15 protein-coding genes are annotated in these 15,760 nt (G+C 73.5%); 14 read left to right on the top strand and 1 reads right to left on the bottom strand.

Annotated elements, in window-relative coordinates; genetic code table 11:
• The first annotated feature begins 133 nt into the window (after positions 1-133).
• The 3 genes from WA762_RS25270 to ftsH all read left to right on the top strand — a co-directional run bounded on the left by WA762_RS25270 (position 134) and on the right by ftsH (position 6,479).
• Positions 134-2,623, top strand: a complete 2,490-nt coding sequence (locus tag WA762_RS25270) for a [protein-PII] uridylyltransferase (protein WP_335938614.1) — start codon at positions 134-136, stop codon at positions 2,621-2,623.
• Positions 2,624-2,823: 200 nt separating this feature from the next.
• The gene (gene ffh / locus WA762_RS25265; RefSeq protein WP_335938613.1) at positions 2,824-4,371 is read left to right on the top strand and encodes a signal recognition particle protein; all 1,548 of its coding nucleotides are present in this window, start codon (positions 2,824-2,826) and stop codon (positions 4,369-4,371) included.
• A gap of 191 nt (positions 4,372-4,562) precedes the next feature.
• Entirely contained in the window at positions 4,563-6,479 is a 1,917-nt protein-coding gene (gene ftsH, locus WA762_RS25260) for an ATP-dependent zinc metalloprotease FtsH (RefSeq protein WP_335938612.1), read from the top strand.
• Positions 6,480-6,790: 311 nt separating this feature from the next.
• Here the strand turns inward: ftsH and WA762_RS25255 are convergent, their stop codons facing one another.
• Positions 6,791-7,708 (bottom strand): class I SAM-dependent methyltransferase, encoded by a 918-nt coding sequence (locus WA762_RS25255; protein ID WP_443080669.1) that lies wholly within the window; start codon positions 7,706-7,708, stop codon positions 6,791-6,793.
• 588 nt (positions 7,709-8,296) lie between these two features.
• Here WA762_RS25255 and WA762_RS25250 point away from each other — a divergent pair.
• From WA762_RS25250 to WA762_RS25200, 11 genes are all read left to right on the top strand, one after another.
• Positions 8,297-8,890, top strand: coding sequence for a hypothetical protein (locus WA762_RS25250; protein ID WP_030928573.1), 594 nt, complete (start codon positions 8,297-8,299; stop codon positions 8,888-8,890).
• A 157-nt stretch (positions 8,891-9,047) separates the two neighbouring features.
• Positions 9,048-9,485, top strand: coding sequence for a 30S ribosomal protein S16 (gene rpsP / locus WA762_RS25245; RefSeq protein ID WP_335938610.1), 438 nt, complete (start codon positions 9,048-9,050; stop codon positions 9,483-9,485).
• Between the two features lie 2 nt (positions 9,486-9,487).
• Positions 9,488-9,727 carry an RNA-binding protein gene (locus tag WA762_RS25240; protein ID WP_005311361.1) on the top strand — a complete coding sequence of 80 codons (240 nt, stop codon included), beginning with the start codon at positions 9,488-9,490 and terminating at the stop codon, positions 9,725-9,727.
• Positions 9,728-9,828: 101 nt separating this feature from the next.
• Entirely contained in the window at positions 9,829-10,431 is a 603-nt protein-coding gene (rimM, locus tag WA762_RS25235; RefSeq protein WP_335938604.1) for a ribosome maturation factor RimM, read from the top strand.
• Entirely contained in the window at positions 10,431-11,252 is an 822-nt protein-coding gene (gene trmD, locus WA762_RS25230) for a tRNA (guanosine(37)-N1)-methyltransferase TrmD (protein ID WP_335938602.1), read from the top strand. Before rimM ends, trmD begins: the two co-directional genes overlap by 1 nt.
• 156 nt (positions 11,253-11,408) lie before the next feature.
• Positions 11,409-11,759 carry a 50S ribosomal protein L19 gene (rplS, locus tag WA762_RS25225; RefSeq protein ID WP_335938600.1) on the top strand — a complete coding sequence of 117 codons (351 nt, stop codon included), beginning with the start codon at positions 11,409-11,411 and terminating at the stop codon, positions 11,757-11,759.
• 45 nt (positions 11,760-11,804) lie between these two features.
• Positions 11,805-12,575 (top strand): signal peptidase I, encoded by a 771-nt coding sequence (gene lepB / locus WA762_RS25220; protein WP_335938598.1) that lies wholly within the window; start codon positions 11,805-11,807, stop codon positions 12,573-12,575.
• On the top strand, positions 12,568-13,623 hold the full coding sequence (lepB, locus tag WA762_RS25215; RefSeq protein ID WP_335938596.1) for a signal peptidase I: 1,056 nt from the start codon (positions 12,568-12,570) through the stop codon (positions 13,621-13,623). The genes lepB (WA762_RS25220) and lepB (WA762_RS25215) overlap by 8 nt, the downstream gene beginning before the upstream one ends.
• A complete protein-coding gene (gene lepB / locus WA762_RS25210) occupies positions 13,526-14,425 on the top strand; it encodes a signal peptidase I (RefSeq protein ID WP_335938699.1) in 900 nt (299 codons plus the stop codon). Before lepB (WA762_RS25215) ends, lepB (WA762_RS25210) begins: the two co-directional genes overlap by 98 nt.
• Positions 14,426-14,476: 51 nt before the next feature.
• Positions 14,477-15,223 carry a signal peptidase I gene (lepB, locus tag WA762_RS25205; protein WP_335938594.1) on the top strand — a complete coding sequence of 249 codons (747 nt, stop codon included), beginning with the start codon at positions 14,477-14,479 and terminating at the stop codon, positions 15,221-15,223.
• Entirely contained in the window at positions 15,213-15,701 is a 489-nt protein-coding gene (locus tag WA762_RS25200; RefSeq protein WP_335938592.1) for an NUDIX hydrolase, read from the top strand. The genes lepB (WA762_RS25205) and WA762_RS25200 overlap by 11 nt, the downstream gene beginning before the upstream one ends.
• Positions 15,702-15,760: the final 59 nt, after the last annotated feature.

Below are 15,760 nucleotides of genomic sequence, written 5' to 3'. Positions count from 1 at the left end.
TACGCGGGCCGGTGCCGGCCCGCTTCCGCCGTTCTCCGCCGTCCCCATGAGGCCACCGCCCCGCACACCCCGGGGCGTCCGCCGGTCCGCCCGCCGGACCGTTCCGCCGGGCCCCGCGACGAAAGGCAGCCGGATGACGCACACCGGAGCGACCACCGGACCCGAGGCCCCGGAACCGGGCGGCTACGCGGCGGCCCGGCTGCGCCTCCTCCAGGGGACGGAGCGATCCGGGGCGGCGCGCCGCGCCGCCCTCGCCTCGCTCACCGACGACTGGCTCGGCGCCCTGTTCGCCACCGCCGCCGGGCGGGCCGGCGTCGGCGGCGCCGCCCTCGTCGCCGTCGGCGGCTACGGGCGCGGCGAACTCTCCCCGCGCAGCGACCTCGACCTGCTGCTCCTGCACGACGGCGGGGCCGGCGCGCCGGCCGTCGCCGCCCTGGCCGACCACCTCTGGTATCCGGTCTGGGACCTCGGCATCGCGCTCGACCACTCCGTACGCACCCCCGCCGAGGCCCGCCGGGCGGCCCGCGACGACCTCAAGGTCCAGCTCGGACTGCTCGACGCCCGGCCGGTCGCCGGGGACCCCGGCCTCGCCGCCGCGCTGCGCCGGGCGGTCCTCGCCGACTGGCGCGACCGGGCCCCCGCGCGCCTCCCCGCCCTCGCCGGACTCTGCCGCGACCGCGCCGAACGCCACGGCGAGCTGCGCTTCCTCCTCGAACCCGACCTCAAGGAGGCCCGCGGCGGGCTGCGCGACGCCACCGCCCTGCGGGCCGTCGCCGCCTCCTGGGTCGCCGACGCCCCGCGCGAGGGCCTCGACCGGGCCCGCGACGTCCTCCTCGACACCCGCGACGCCCTCCACCTCGCCACCGGCCGCGCCACCGACCGCCTGGATCTCCAGGAACAGGACCAGGTCGCCGACGCCCTCGGCCTCCCCGACGCCGACGCCCTGCTCCGGCGGGTCTACGAGGCCGCCCGCACGGTCTCGTACGCCGCCGAGGTCACCTGGCGCGAGGTCGACCGCGTCCTGCGCGCCCGCACCGCGCGCCCCCGGCGCCTCGGCAGGGGCGGCGGCGGTCTCCTCGGCCGGGCGGAGGCCCGGAGCGGCGGGCCCGCCGCCCCCGGACGCACCCCGCTCGCGGACGGCGTGGTCGAGGCCGACGGCGAGGCCGTGCTCGCCCTGACCGCCCGCCCCGAACACGATCCGGTGCTCCCGCTGCGCGCCGCCGCCGCGGCAGCCCAGTCCGGGCTGCCGCTCTCCCGCCACGCCGTGCGCCGCCTCGCCGCCGCCTGCGGACCGCTGCCCGTTCCCTGGCCCGCCGAGGCCCGCGAGGAACTCGTCACCCTGCTCGGCGCGGGCGAGGCCGCCGTCCCCGTCTGGGAGGCGCTGGACGCCGAAGGGCTGATCACCCGGCTGCTCCCGTACTGGGAACGCGTCCGGTGCCGGCCGCAGCGCAATCCCGTCCACACCTGGACCGTCGACCGTCACCTGGTGGAGACGGCGGTCCGGGCCTCGTCCCTCACCCGGCGCGTCGCCCGGCCCGACCTGCTGCTCGTCGCCGCGCTCCTGCACGACCTCGGCAAGGGCCTCCCCGGCGACCACTCCGCCGCCGGGGAGACCCTGGCCCGGAACACCGCCATCCGGTTCGGCTTCGCCCCGCACGACGCGGACGTGATCGCCGCCCTCGTCCGCCACCACCTGCTGCTGGTGGAGACCGCGACCCGGCGCGACCTCGACGACCCCGCGACCGTCCGGTCCGTCGCCGAGGCCGTCGCCGCCCCCGGCGCCCTGGAGCTGCTGCACGCCCTCACCGAGGCCGACGCCCTCGCCACCGGCCCGGCCGCCTGGTCCGCCTGGCGCGCCTCCCTCGTCGACGACCTCGTCGGACGCGTCGCCGCCGTGCTGACCGGCCGGGCGCCGGAGGAACCGGAACCCGCCGGGCCCGGCGCCGGACCGGAGGAGCTGGCCGACGAGGCCCTGCGCACCGGCGGACCCGTTCTCGCCCTGCGCACCCGGGCCGCGGTCCCCGCCCCGGACGACGCGCCGGAACCGGTCGGCGTCGAACTCCTCATCGCCCTGCCCGACCGCCCCGGGGTGCTCCCCGCCGTCGCGGGCGTCCTCGCCCTGCACCGGCTCACCGTGCGCGCCGCCGAACTGCGCGCCCCGGAGCCCCCGGCCGGGACCGCCGACGGGCTGCTCCTGCTGCGCTGGCGGGTCGCCGCCGCGTACGGCCCCCTGCCCCAGGCGACCAGGCTCCGCGCCGATCTCGTACGGGCGCTGGACGGCTCCCTGGACGTCGCCGCCCGTCTGGCCGAGCGCGAGGCGGCCCGGCCGCGGCGGCGCGGGGCGCAGGCCCCGCCGCCCAGGGCGACCGCCGTCCCGGCCGCCTCGCACCGGGCGACGGTGATCGAGGTGCGCGCGCAGGACGCCCCCGGGCTGCTGTACCGGATCGGCCGGGCCCTCGAACGGAGCGCGGTACGGGTGCGCAGCGCCCATGTCTCGACCCTGGGGGCGAACGCGGTGGACGCCTTCTACGTCACCCGGGCGGACGGCGCCGCGCTGCCGGACGCGGACGCGGCGGCCCTGGCGGAGGCGGTGGAGCGGGAGCTGGGGGACGCGCCGGAGTGAGGGGAAACGGCGCCGGGCCGGGCGGGCCGGGCGTACGGGCCGCGCCGTGCCCGCTCCCGGCGCGCGCGGCCTTCGCTCCCCGGCGCGGGCTCCGGCGCACGGGGCGGGGCGATGACGACCGGCGCGGGTGGTGGCCCGCTCGGGCCGGTTACCCTAGGGAGGATCCGTACCGCCCCCGACCCCGAGGACCGACGAGCGCCGTGTTCGATACTCTCTCCGACCGCCTTGCCGCGACTTTCAAGAGCCTCCGGGGCAAGGGCCGCCTGTCCGAGGCGGACATCGACGCCACGGCTCGCGAGATCCGTATCGCCCTGCTCGAAGCGGACGTCGCCCTTCCGGTCGTCCGGGCGTTCATCGCCAACGTCAAGGAGCGGGCGCGCGGCGCCGAGGTCTCCCAGGCGCTGAACCCGGCCCAGCAGGTCGTCAAGATCGTCAACGAGGAGCTCGTCTCCATCCTCGGCGGCGAGACCCGGCGGCTGCGGTTCGCCAAGAACCCGCCGACCGTGATCATGCTCGCGGGTCTCCAGGGCGCCGGCAAGACCACCCTGGCCGGAAAGCTCGGCCGCTGGCTCAAGGGCCAGGGCCACTCCCCGCTGCTCGTCGCCTGCGACCTCCAGCGCCCCAACGCCGTCAACCAGCTCAGCGTCGTCGCCGACCGCGCCGGTGTCGCGGTGTACGCGCCCGAGCCGGGCAACGGTGTGGGCGACCCGGTCCAGGTCGCCAAGGACTCGATCGAGCACGCCAGGTCCAAGCAGTACGACGTCGTGATCGTCGACACCGCCGGCCGCCTCGGCATCGACCAGGAGCTGATGCAGCAGGCCGCGGACATCCGCGACGCCGTCAGCCCCGACGAGATCCTCTTCGTCGTCGACGCGATGATCGGTCAGGACGCGGTCAACACCGCCGAGGCGTTCCGCGACGGCGTGGGCTTCGACGGCGTGGTGCTCTCCAAGCTCGACGGCGACGCCCGCGGCGGTGCGGCCCTGTCGATCGCCCACGTCACGGGCAAGCAGATCATGTTCGCGTCGAACGGTGAGAAGCTCGACGACTTCGACGCCTTCCACCCCGACCGCATGGCGTCCCGCATCCTCGACATGGGTGACCTGCTCACCCTGATCGAGCAGGCGGAGAAGACCTTCAGCCAGGAAGAGGCCGCCAAGATGGCCTCCAAGCTGGCGTCCAAGAAGGGGCAGGACTTCACGCTCGACGACTTCCTGGCCCAGATGGAGCAGGTCCGGAAGATGGGCTCCATCTCCAAGCTGCTCGGGATGCTCCCCGGCATGGGCCAGATCAAGGAGCAGATCAACAACATCGACGAGCGCGACGTGGACCGCACCGCCGCGATCATCAAGTCGATGACCCCGAAGGAGCGGGCCGAGCCGACCATCATCAACGGCTCGCGCCGGGCGCGCATCGCCAAGGGTTCCGGCGTCGAGGTCAGCGCGGTGAAGAACCTCGTGGAGCGGTTCTTCGACGCGCGCAAGATGATGTCGAAGATGGCACAGGGCGGCGGGATGCCCGGTATGCCGGGGATGCCCGGCATGGGTGGTGGCCCCGGCCGTCAGAAGAAGCAGGTCAAGCAGGCCAAGGGCAAGCGCAAGAGCGGCAACCCGATGAAGCGCAAGGCCGAGGAGCAGGCGGCGGCCGCCCGCCGCGCCCAGGCCGCGCAGGGCGGCGTGCCCGGCCTGCCGGCCCCGGACGAGAAGGGCTTCGAGCTGCCGGACGAGTTCAAGAAGTTCATGGGCTGACCGCCCGGAGCATACGCATGAGGGGCGCCCCGCCGACGGGGCGCCCCTCATGCGTTTCCGGCTCCCTCCGGCGTACCCGCTCGTGCCGGGGCGCACATCCCCCTGTGGGCCCAGTGGACGGGCTCACGAGGGGCTTTAGCCTGGTTCCTCATCTAATGTCACATTTAACGGCTGACGGCAGAGGAGCACGTGTGACCAGCCCCGTACCTCCCCGCGATCGCACCGACCAGCCGTGGCGCTCCGAGGGCGCACCACCGCCCCCGCCGCAGGGCCGGAAGCTGCCGGGCGGCTGGGGCAGGCTGCTGCTGACCGCGCTCATCGTCTTTCTGATCGCCAATCTGGCGCTGTCGTTCTTCAACGGGCCGGAGGAACGGACGATCTCGTACACGGAGTTCAGCCGGCAGGTCACCTCGGGCAACGTCGCCAAGATCTACTCCAAGGGCGACTCCATCGAGGGCCAGCTCAAGAAGGAGGCGAAGGTCCCGGGTACCGACCACACGTACACCAGGTTCGTCACCCAGCGCCCCGCCTTCGCGGACGACAACCTCTGGGCGGAGCTGGTCAAGGACAACGTCACGGTCACCGCGGAACCCGTCGTCCAGCAGCGCAGCTTCCTGGCCAACCTGCTGATCTCGCTGGCCCCGATGCTGCTGCTCGTCCTGCTCTGGGTGCTCGTCGCCCGGCGGATGGCCAGGGGCCTGGGCGGGGGCGGGCTCGGCGGCCTGGGGCGCAAGGCCCCGCCCAAGCCCGTCGCGCTGGAGGAGGGCAGGCGCACCACCTTCGAGGACGTGGCCGGGATCGACGAGGTCGAGGGCGAGCTCAGCGACGTCGTCGACTTTCTGAAGAACCCGGAGGCGTACCGGAGGATGGGCGCCCGGATGCCCGGGGGCGTGCTCCTCGCCGGACCGCCCGGCACCGGCAAGACACTGCTGGCCCGGGCCCTCGCGGGCGAGGCCGGAGTGCCGTTCTTCTCGGCGTCGGCCTCCGAGTTCATCGAGATGATCGTCGGGGTCGGCGCGAGCCGGGTGCGGGAGCTCTTCGCCGAGGCGCGCAAGGTCGCCCCCGCGATCGTCTTCATCGACGAGATCGACACCATCGGCCGCGCCCGCGGCGGCGGCTCCGGCATGGGCGGCCACGACGAGCGCGAGCAGACGCTGAACCAGATCCTCACCGAGATGGACGGCTTCTCCGGCTCCGAGGGCGTCGTCGTCCTCGCCGCCACCAACCGCGCGGACGTCCTCGACCCCGCCCTGACCCGTCCCGGCCGCTTCGACCGGATCGTCCAGGTCAGCCCGCCCGACCGGAGGGGCCGGGAGGCGATCCTGGAGATCCACACCCGCCGGATCCCGCTCGCCGACGACGTGAACCTGACCGACGTGGCCGCCACCACCCCCGGCATGACCGGCGCCGACCTCGCCAATCTCGCCAACGAGGCCGCGCTCCTCGCCGTCAAGCGCGGCCGGCCCGCGGTGCACCGGTCCGACATCTCGGAGGCTCTGGAGAAGATCCAGCTCGGCGCCGAACGCTCACTGGTCATGTCGGAGGAGGAACGCCGCAGGACCGCGTACCACGAGAGCGGGCACGCCCTGCTCGGCATGGTCCAGCCGGGCGCCGACCCGGTCCGCAAGGTCACCATCGTGCCGCGCGGCCGGGCCCTCGGCGTCACCCTGTCGACGCCGGACGCCGACAAGTACGCGTACACCGAGGACTACCTGCGCGGCCGGATCATCGGCGCGCTCGGCGGGATGGCCGCCGAACAGGTCGTCTTCGGCGTGGTCACCACCGGTGCCGAGAGCGACCTGGAACAGGTCACCGGGCTGGCCCGCGGCATGGTCGGCCGCTGGGGCATGAGCCCCGCGGTGGGCAGGCTGACGGCGATCCCGGGCGACGCCCAGCAGGCGTACGGACTGTCCGCCGCCCCCGCGACGCTGGACGCCGTGGACGCCGAGATGCGGCGCATCGTCGACGAGTGCTACGAGGCGGCCTGCCGGCTGCTGCGCGAGAACCGGGACCGGCTGGACGCGCTCGCCGAGGCGCTGCTGGCGAAGGAGACGCTGGACGAGGCCGAGGCGTACCGGGTGGCCGGCATCCCCCGGCTGGGCAAGTGACGGGACGGACCGGACCCGGGCCGTTCGCCCGGTCCGCGCCACGCGCCCGGCCCCCGAGGTGCGCCCGGCCCCGGGCCGTGCGCCGGTCCCGCGATGCGTCCGGCCCCCGCGCGATGCGTCCGGCCCCCGCGATGCGCCCAGTCCCGGCGATGAGCCCGGATCCGGCCGTGCACCGGGCCCGGCCGTGCATCCGGCCCCGTGGCGGTAGGGGCCGCGCCGCCCGGACGGGCCCGTGGCACGACGCGCCGACGGGACGACCGCGGGAGCGCCCGCACCCCGGGCGGGAGCAGACGGCGCACGCGAGATCGGGATCAGACGGTGCACACCAGGTAGCGGAAGACGTTCGGCATCCAGACGCTGCCGTCCCGGCGCCGGTGCGGTCGCAGCGCCCGGGCCACCTCCGTCTCCGCCCGGCGCCGGTCCCTCGCCCGCGCCGTGGTCTCGAAGAGCCGCGTCGACAGCAGCCCCCGGACCGCGCTCTCCAGGTCCGCGTACCCGAACGGGCACGCCACGCGCCCGGAGCCGTCCGGGCTCAGCCCGGCCCGGAACGCCACCTCCTCCAGGTCGTCCCGGCGCGACGGACGCCAGCCCCCGGCACGCGACGCCCGGCCGCCGCCGGAGCCCCGGCCCGCCGCCCGCAGCACCGATGCCGCCGCACACCGCTCCGGCGGTCCCCAGCCCGTCAGCACCACCTGACCGCCCCGGGCGGCCAGCGGCACCGAGGCACGCAGCGCCGCCACGAGCCGCTCGTCGTCGCCGTCCGAGCCGCCGATCGGCGTGAACGCCGTGATCAGGTCGTACGGCGTGCCGTCCGCCGGGGCCGCCTGCGACGGGTCGCCGTCCAGCAGGCGGTACGCCGCGCCTCCGCGGCCGGGCCCGGCGCCGCCCACCGGGCCGGGGAGCAACCGGGACCGGGCGAGCTCCAGCCGGTCCGGGTCGGTCTCCACGCCGGTGACGCGGGCCCCGCGCCCGGCGGCGATCAGCAGCGCGAGACCGGCGCCGCAGCCCAGCGAGAGCAGCCGGGTGCCCCGCCCCACTTCTAGCCGCTCGTACACCGCCTCGTACAGCGGCGCGAGCATGCGTTCCTGGAGCTCCGCCCAGTCCCGGGCGCGGCCGCCGGGGGCCGCGCCCGTCCGATCCGCATGGTCCGTGCGCCGGGGATGGTCCGTGTGCCCTACGTGCTTCGTGTGGTCCGCGCGGCCGTGGTGCCGGACGAGCGTTGATGCCATGGAATCGCCCCAATCCGCCGAGAGGTCGGTCCTGTCCGATCGGCCGTTCCGAAGGTCCGGTCCGATCGGTCGTGCCCGCACGGATCCGCTCCCCGCGTGGATCCGCCCACCCCGCCGCGTCCGCGCCGCCCCTTCACAGGCCGGGGAGGCCGCGCACCGTGTCACGGGCCGGGAATCGCGCGTCGTGCCCGCGTCCCGGGGCCGTCTCCCCGCCGACGTCGCCGGGGGACCGCCGCCCCGTCGGGCACGCGGACGTCACCGGGCGGGCGTGGCGCTCGCCTGCCGCCCGCTCCTCACCCAGTCTCACCCGACACGCCGGGCCGGGCACCTCGAACGCGTCGCACCCCGGCGCCGCACCCGATTCGGAGACCGCCCGCGGGGCCGCGTACGGTGGCCGTCTACACATCCGTCTACACGTCCCGGCGTAGCAGACGCTACGTACCACCTTGGCGTGAGCTGTGAGAGTTCTCCGCAGATCTGCGCACCCGCCCTCGTCAGGACGCATCAACGGCAACTGACTGGTACGTGCAAATTATTTGGGATGGCCCGGAATCGGAACACCAGGGCTCCCGCGCTCGTTGTCACGACGTGAGCACGACACCACCTGTACTTGCCGCAGAGCTGGCGCAGGCGTGGGCCGACATTCAGCGGTACCACCCCGAGCTGCCGGATCTAGCCGCTCCCGAGTCCCTGATCGGAGAGTCCTCGTCCGCCTGTGGCGCCGAACTCTCATTCGAGCGACTGCTGCATGAGGCAGTCCATGGCATCGCCGCCGCGCGAGGCGTCCGCGACACCTCGCGGGCCGGCCGCTACCACAACCGGAGATTCCTCGCGATCGCCGAGGAGCTGGGTCTCGACCACGCCGAGGAGCCCCACCCGAGCAGTGGCTTCTCGCTGGTCACCCTCAATCCCGAGGCCAAGCGCCGGTACCGTCCGACGATCGAGCGGCTGCAGCGCGCCCTCAAGGCGCACACCGTCGCCACCGCCGCCGACACCAAGCGTTCGTTCCGCGGGCCCGCCGCCCGGCACGGCTCCTCCGGAGGGGGCGTCCGGGTCAAGGCCGTCTGCGACTGCGGACGCAACGTGCGGGTCGTCCCGTCCGTGCTGGCCCAGGCGCCGATCGTCTGCGGCGGATGCGGAAAGCCGTTCCGCATCCCGGAAGCGGCGGTCGCGGTGGGGTGACCACAAGCGGTGTGGCACAATGGGCAGCTGTACTCGACAGTCGCACAGGACCCCTCTCTCCTCCGGCTGACGCGTCCATCGGGCACCCGAGTACCGCAACCCCACGTGGCATCTTCGTCGTGCCCAACCACGTCATAGACCAGGAGACACCACTTCCGTGGCAGTCAAGATCAAGCTGAAGCGTCTGGGCAAGATCCGTTCGCCTCACTACCGCATCGTCGTCGCCGACTCCCGTACCCGCCGTGACGGCCGGGCCATCGAGGAGATCGGTCTGTACCACCCGGTGCAGAACCCCTCGCGCATCGAGGTCGACTCGGAGCGCGCGCGCTACTGGCTGTCCGTCGGCGCCCAGCCGACCGAGCCGGTTCTCGCGATCCTGAAGCTCACCGGCGACTGGCAGGCCCACAAGGGTCTTCCGGCCCCCGCGCCGCTGCTGCAGCCGGAGCCCAAGGCCGTCAAGCGCGCCCTGTTCGAGAGCCTCGGCGACGGCGAGGAGGCCAAGGGCGAGGCCATCACGCAGAAGGCCAAGAAGTCCGACAAGAAGGCGGACGAGGCTGCTGACGCGGCTGCGGCCGCCGAGTCGACCGAGGCCTGAGCATGCTCGAGGAGGCTCTCGAGCACCTCGTGAAGGGCATCGTCGACAACCCCGACGACGTGCAGGTCGCCTCGCGTAACCTGCGCCGCGGTCGCGTGCTGGAGGTCCGGGTCCACCCGGACGACCTCGGCAAGGTGATCGGCCGCAACGGCCGCACCGCTCGCGCGCTGCGTACCGTCGTGGGCGCCATCGGCGGCCGCGGTATCCGCGTCGACCTCGTCGATGTGGACCAGGTTCGCTGAGAGAGTTGAACACCGGCACGGGCCGGGGAGGGCCATGCGCCCGCCCCGGCCCGTTGTCGTGGACCGGGCCGTACGGACAGGATGGACAGGAGAGACACACGGTGCAGTTGGTAGTCGCACGGATCGGCCGTGCCCATGGCATCAAGGGCGAGGTCACCGTCGAGGTGCGCACGGACGAGCCGGAACTGAGGCTCGCGCCCGGAGCGGTGCTCGGCACCGATCCGGCCGGCGCCGGACCGCTGACGATCGAGACCGGACGGGTGCACAGCGGACGGCTGCTGCTGCGCTTCGAGGGCGTCCACGACCGTACGGCCGCCGAGGCCCTGCGCAACACGCTGCTGATCGCCGAGGTCGACCCGGCGGAACTCCCCGAGGACCCCGACGAGTTCTACGACCACCAGCTCATCGACCTCGACGTGGTCCTCGCCGACGGCACCGAGGTCGGCCGGATCACCGAGATCTCGCACCTGCCGTCCCAGGACCTGTTCATCGTGGAGCGACCGGACGGGAGCGAGGTGATGATCCCGTTCGTCGAGGAGATCGTCACCTCGATCGACCTGGAGGAGCAGCGCGCGGTGATCGTGCCGCCGCCCGGGCTGATCGACGAGAGCGAGGCCGTGATCGCCTCCTCGCGCGACGCGGAGGCGACGGACGACCGTCCGGGCGACGGGACTCCGGCGCCCGGCTCGGGAGAGGGCGCCTGATGCGTCTCGACGTCGTCACGATCTTTCCGGAGTACCTCGATCCGCTGAACGTCTCGCTGGTCGGCAAGGCCCGCGCCCGCGGCCGGCTCGACGTGCACGTCCACGACCTGCGGGACTGGACGTACGACCGGCACAACACGGTCGACGACACCCCGTACGGCGGCGGCCCCGGCATGGTCATGAAGACCGAGCCCTGGGGCGACGCGCTGGACGACGTCCTCGCGAGCGGTTACGAGGCGGGGGCGCACGCACCGGTGCTCGTCGTGCCCACGCCCAGCGGCCGTCCGTTCACCCAGAAGCTCGCCGTGGAGCTCTCCGAACGCCCCTGGCTGATCTTCACCCCGGCCCGCTACGAGGGCATCGACCGCCGGGTGATGGACGAGTACGCGACCCGTGTGCCGGTCGTCGAGGTGTCCATCGGGGACTACGTCCTGGCCGGCGGTGAGGCCGCGGTGCTGGTGATCACGGAGGCGGTGGCCCGGCTGCTGCCCGGAGTGCTCGGCAACGCCGAGTCGCACCGCGACGACTCCTTCGCCCCCGGCGCGATGGCCGACCTGCTGGAGGGCCCCGTCTACACCAAGCCGCCCGAGTGGCGGGGCCGGGGCATCCCGGACGTCCTGCTCAGCGGCCACCACGGGAAGATCGCGCGGTGGCGCCGGGACGAGGCCTTCCGCCGCACCGCGCTCAACCGGCCCGACCTCATCGAGCGCTGCGAGGCGAGCGGCTTCGACAAGAAGGACCGCGAGATCCTCTCCATCCTCGGTTGGTCCCCGGAGCCCGGGGGCCGATTTTGGCGCAGGCCCGAGGCCGTGGAAGAATAGGCCGCTGCTGTGCGTCCGGCGTGCGCCCCTGCCACAGGGGGAGCGGCCGTCCCTCGTACGCGGGGGGCGACCCAGACGTCCGCCCGGCGCGCGCGGCAACCCATCCTCTCTACCTCCCGTCGATGACCTGTGGCATCGGCGAAGAAAGCAGCCACCATGTCTTCCCTGCTCGATGGCGTCAACGCCGCGTCGCTGCGTACCGACATCCCGGCGTTCCGACCCGGCGACACCGTCAACGTCCACGTGCGCGTGATCGAGGGCAACCGCTCCCGTATCCAGCAGTTCAAGGGCGTCGTCATCCGCCGCCAGGGCTCCGGCGTCAGCGAGACCTTCACGGTCCGCAAGGTCTCCTTCAGCGTCGGCGTCGAGCGCACCTTCCCGGTGCACAGCCCGATCTTCGAGAAGATCGAGCTCGTCACCCGCGGTGACGTCCGTCGCGCCAAGCTGTACTACCTCCGTGAGCTGCGCGGCAAGGCCGCGAAGATCAAGGAGAAGCGCGACAACTGAGCTGACTCCCAGGTCCACAGGACGGCCGGTTAAGCTCTGGCCCCGATGGACACGGAAGCCAAGCCTTCGGAGCGCGACCGCTCCTCCGCACCCGCAGCAGGGCCGGAGGAGGGGTCGCGCTCTTCGCGTACGCTCCTCCGGCCGTTCGTCTCCTCGCCCTGGCGGCGGGCCGCGGCGATCGGAGCCGTCTGCTCCGTCTTCGTGCTGCTGCTGAGCGCTTTCGTGGTGCGTCCCTACCTGATTCCCAGCGGCTCGATGGAACCCACGCTGCACGTGGGGGACCGGGTGCTGGTGAACAAGCTGGCGTATCGTTTCGGCTCCGCGCCGCGCCGCGGTGACGTGGTGGTCTTCGACGGCACCGGGTCCTTCGTGCGCGAAGCGCCGCCGGAGAATCCGGTGACCGGTCTGCTGCGCGGGGCGGCGGCCTCCCTGGGGCTCGCGGAGCCCGCCGAGACCGACTACGTGAAACGGGTGGTGGGCGTGGGCGGGGACCGCGTGGTCTGCTGCGACCGGCGCGGGCGGATCGAGGTGAACGGCGCCCCCCTCGCGGAGGACTACCTGTACCCGGGGGACGAGCCGTCCCGGGCGCGCTTCGACATCGTCGTCCCCGACGGCACGCTGTGGGTGATGGGCGACCACCGGTCCCGCTCCCGCGACTCGCGCGATCACCTGGGAGAACCCGGCGGCGGCATGGTCCCGGTCGACATGGTGGTCGGCCGGGTGGACCGGATCGGCTGGCCGCCGGGCCGGGCGGGCTCGCTGCGGGACAGCGGGGCCTTCGACGGCGTGCGCGCGCCGGGCGGAGCCCATGGGTGACCGCGGCCGGCGTCCGGCCGACGACGGACCGGAGGCCCCGCGTCCGGCCGGCTCCCCGCCGGCGACCAGGGCGGAGCGCCGGAGACGGGCCCGCAGGGTGGAGCGGCGGCGGCGCGGGGCGGCCCTGCGGGAGATACCCCTCCTCGTCGTCGTGGCGCTGCTGATCGCGCTCGTCCTCAAGACCTTCCTGGTGCAGGCGTTCGTCATCCCCTCGGGATCGATGGAGCAGACCATCCGGATCGGCGACCGGGTGCTGGTGGACAAGCTGACCCCCTGGTTCGGTTCCCGCCCCGAGCGCGGCGACGTGGTCGTCTTCAAGGACCCGGGCGGCTGGCTGCGGCGGGAGGACGCCGGCGGGGACGACGCGCCGGCCGTCGTCGCGCGGGCGAAGGACGTGCTGACGTTCGTCGGGCTGCTGCCGTCCGACGACGAACGGGACCTGATCAAACGGGTGGTCGCGGTCGGCGGCGACACGGTGAGGTGCTGCGACGAACGCGGCCGGATCACCGTCGACGGCGTCCCGCTCGACGAGCCCTACCGGTACCCGGGCGATCCGCCCTCCCTCATCAAATTCGAGGTAAAGGTTCCGGCCGGGCGGATCTTCGTGCTGGGCGACCACCGCTCGGATTCCGCCGATTCCCGCTACCACCTGGACGAGCCGGAGCGCGGAACGGTCTCCGAGAACGACGTCGTGGGACGGGCCGTGGTCATCGCCTGGCCCTTCTCCCACTGGCGGAAACTGGAGAAACCGGCGACATTCGACTCGATACCTGACGCGCGCGCCGGGACCGCCCCGGCGTCGGGCCCGTCGAATAGTGTGTCGTCCAGGGATCCCGACGGAATGATCCCTCTCCCGACCCCTGCGGAACTCCCGCTCGTTATGGGAGTGGTGGGCCTGCGCCGGCTGGGGCGTGGGCGGTGGCACGGAGTAAGGAGTGGATGTGGGGGACTTGGCGGTCGGCGCACGATCCGGACACGAACCCGAGGACCGGCCGGACAAGCCGGAGAACGTCGAGTCCGCCGGGGCGGCGGGTCACGCGGGGAGTGACGGCGACACCCCGCGCGGCCCGGCGCAGCAGAAGCCGCGCTCCTTCTGGAAGGAGCTGCCCCTGCTCATCGGCATCGCGCTGGTGCTCGCGCTGCTGATCAAGACGTTCCTGGTGCAGGCGTTCTCGATTCCCTCGGACTCGATGCAGAACACGCTCCAGCGGGGCGACCGGGTGCTGGTGGACAAGCTGACCCCGTGGTTCGGCGCGGAGCCGAAGCGCGGCGAGGTCGTGGTCTTCCACGACCCGGGCGGCTGGCTGGAAGGCACCCCGGCCCCCGAGCCGAACGTGGCGCAGAAGTTCCTCAGCTTCATCGGCCTGATGCCGTCCGCCGAGGAGAAGGACCTGATCAAGCGGGTCATCGCGGTCGGCGGCGACACGGTCGAATGCAAGAAGGACGGCCCGGTCGTGGTCAACGGCAAGGCGCTGGACGACAAGTCCTTCATCTTCCCGGGGAACACCCCCTGCAACGACGAGCCGTTCGGCCCGATCACGGTTCCCAAGGGCCGGATCTGGGTGATGGGCGACCACCGCCAGAACTCCCTGGACTCCCGCTACCACCAGGAGTTGCCGGGCGGCGGCACGGTCTCCAACGACGAGGTCGTGGGGCGGGCCATCGTCGTGGCCTGGCCGATCAACCGCTGGGCCACCCTGCCCGTGCCCGACACCTTCGACCAGCCCGGGATCAACACCCCGCTGAGCGCGGCGATGGGCGCGGCTCCCGGGGCGATCGGGCTGGCCGGCGCGGTGCCCCTCGTGCTGTGGCGCCGCCGGAGGCTGACCCGCGGGCGTACCGCCGGGTAGGGTGCCGACTCGGATCAGCGATTGTCGATCTTCCGATGCGGGGGCGCTGGGATGAGCGGAACAGGACGCACGGGCGGCGGCCGCGGCCGGCTCGGCAGCACGCTGTCGGGGCTGGCCGTGGCCGTCGGCTGCGTGCTCTTCCTCGGCGGCTTCGCCTGGGGCGCCGTGGTGTACAAGCCGTACACCGTGCCGACCGATTCCATGACGCCGACGGTGCACGTGGGTGACCGGGTGCTCGCCCAGCGGATCGACGGCGACGAGGTCCGCCGGGGCGACGTGGTGGTCTTCACCGACTCGGCATGGGGCGGCGCGCCCATGGTGAAGCGGGTCGTCGGAATCGGCGGCGACCGGGTCGCCTGCTGCGACAAGGGCCGGCTCACCATCGACGGCAAGGCCGTTGAAGAACCGTATCTGCGGAAGGGCGGGCCCGCCTCGGCGGTCGGTTTCACGGCCGAGGTGCCCCGGGGGCGTCTGTTCCTGCTCGGCGACGAGCGCACGTCCTCCCTGGACTCCCGGGGCCACCTGGACGATCAGGGGCACGGCTCGGTGCCGAGCGGCGCGGTGCAGGCCCGGGTGGACGCCATCGCCTGGCCGATGAACGGCATGGTCGGGCGGCCGGACACGTTCGCCGCCCTGCCCGGCGGGGTCTCGTCGCCCGGGCCGCTGCGGCTCCAGCTGGCCGCCGTGGTGGCGGGCGCGGCGCTCATCGTCGCCGGCTCCGCGTACGGTCCGGTCGCGGCCTGGTCGGCGAGGGCGGCAAGGAAGCGGAAGGAAGGCACGGCGAGCGGTGCGCACTGAGAAGCGGAAGGTCGCCCGGGTGGTGCTCCTCGACCCCGACGACCGCATACTCCTGATCCACGGATACGAACCGGAGGATCCCGCCTCCACCTGGTGGTTCACTCCGGGCGGCGGACTGGAGGGCGACGAGACCCGGGAGGAGGCCGCGCTGCGCGAGCTCGCGGAGGAGACCGGCATCACCGATGTCCGGCTGGGCCCGCTGCTCTGGCAGCGGATGTGCTCGTTCCCCTTCGACGGGCGCCGCTGGGAGCAGGACGAGTGGTACTACCTGGCCCGTACGACGCAGACCGCCACGGACACCCGTGGGCTGACCGGGCTGGAACAGCGCAGCGTCGCGGGGCTGAGATGGTGGACTTCCGCCGAACTGTCGGCGTCGCGTGAGACGGTGTACCCGACCAGGCTCGCCGGGCTGCTGCGCACGCTGCTCGACGAGGGTCCTCCGCGTACGCCGCTGGTCCTGTCCCCCGAATCCGTCTGATCGCCCGGGGGAGCGGGTCCCTGGCGCACAATGGGGGGACGCACGGCTGAAGGGGAACA

The sequence above is a fragment of the Streptomyces tyrfis genome, from assembly GCF_037034285.1.
In the GTDB taxonomy this organism is placed as follows: Bacteria; Actinomycetota; Actinomycetes; order Streptomycetales; family Streptomycetaceae; genus Streptomyces.
Note: the sequence above shows the minus strand (reverse complement) of the source record. Positions and strands in the feature narration are given on the sequence as shown.

What these genes read in the sequence shown, in the direction of transcription:
- lepB (WP_335938596.1), top strand. Translation starts at nt 12,568, where the DNA reads ATGGGTGACCGCGGCCGGCGTCCGGCCGACGACGGACCGGAGGCCCCG.
- lepB (WP_335938598.1), top strand. Translation starts at nt 11,805, where the DNA reads ATGGACACGGAAGCCAAGCCTTCGGAGCGCGACCGCTCCTCCGCACCC.
- WA762_RS25270 (WP_335938614.1), top strand. Translation starts at nt 134, where the DNA reads ATGACGCACACCGGAGCGACCACCGGACCCGAGGCCCCGGAACCGGGC.
- trmD (WP_335938602.1), top strand. Translation starts at nt 10,431, where the DNA reads ATGCGTCTCGACGTCGTCACGATCTTTCCGGAGTACCTCGATCCGCTG.
- lepB (WP_335938594.1), top strand. Translation starts at nt 14,477, where the DNA reads ATGAGCGGAACAGGACGCACGGGCGGCGGCCGCGGCCGGCTCGGCAGC.
- rplS (WP_335938600.1), top strand. Translation starts at nt 11,409, where the DNA reads ATGTCTTCCCTGCTCGATGGCGTCAACGCCGCGTCGCTGCGTACCGAC.
- WA762_RS25255 (WP_443080669.1), bottom strand. Translation starts at nt 7,708, where the DNA reads ATGGCATCAACGCTCGTCCGGCACCACGGCCGCGCGGACCACACGAAG.
- WA762_RS25240 (WP_005311361.1), top strand. Translation starts at nt 9,488, where the DNA reads ATGCTCGAGGAGGCTCTCGAGCACCTCGTGAAGGGCATCGTCGACAAC.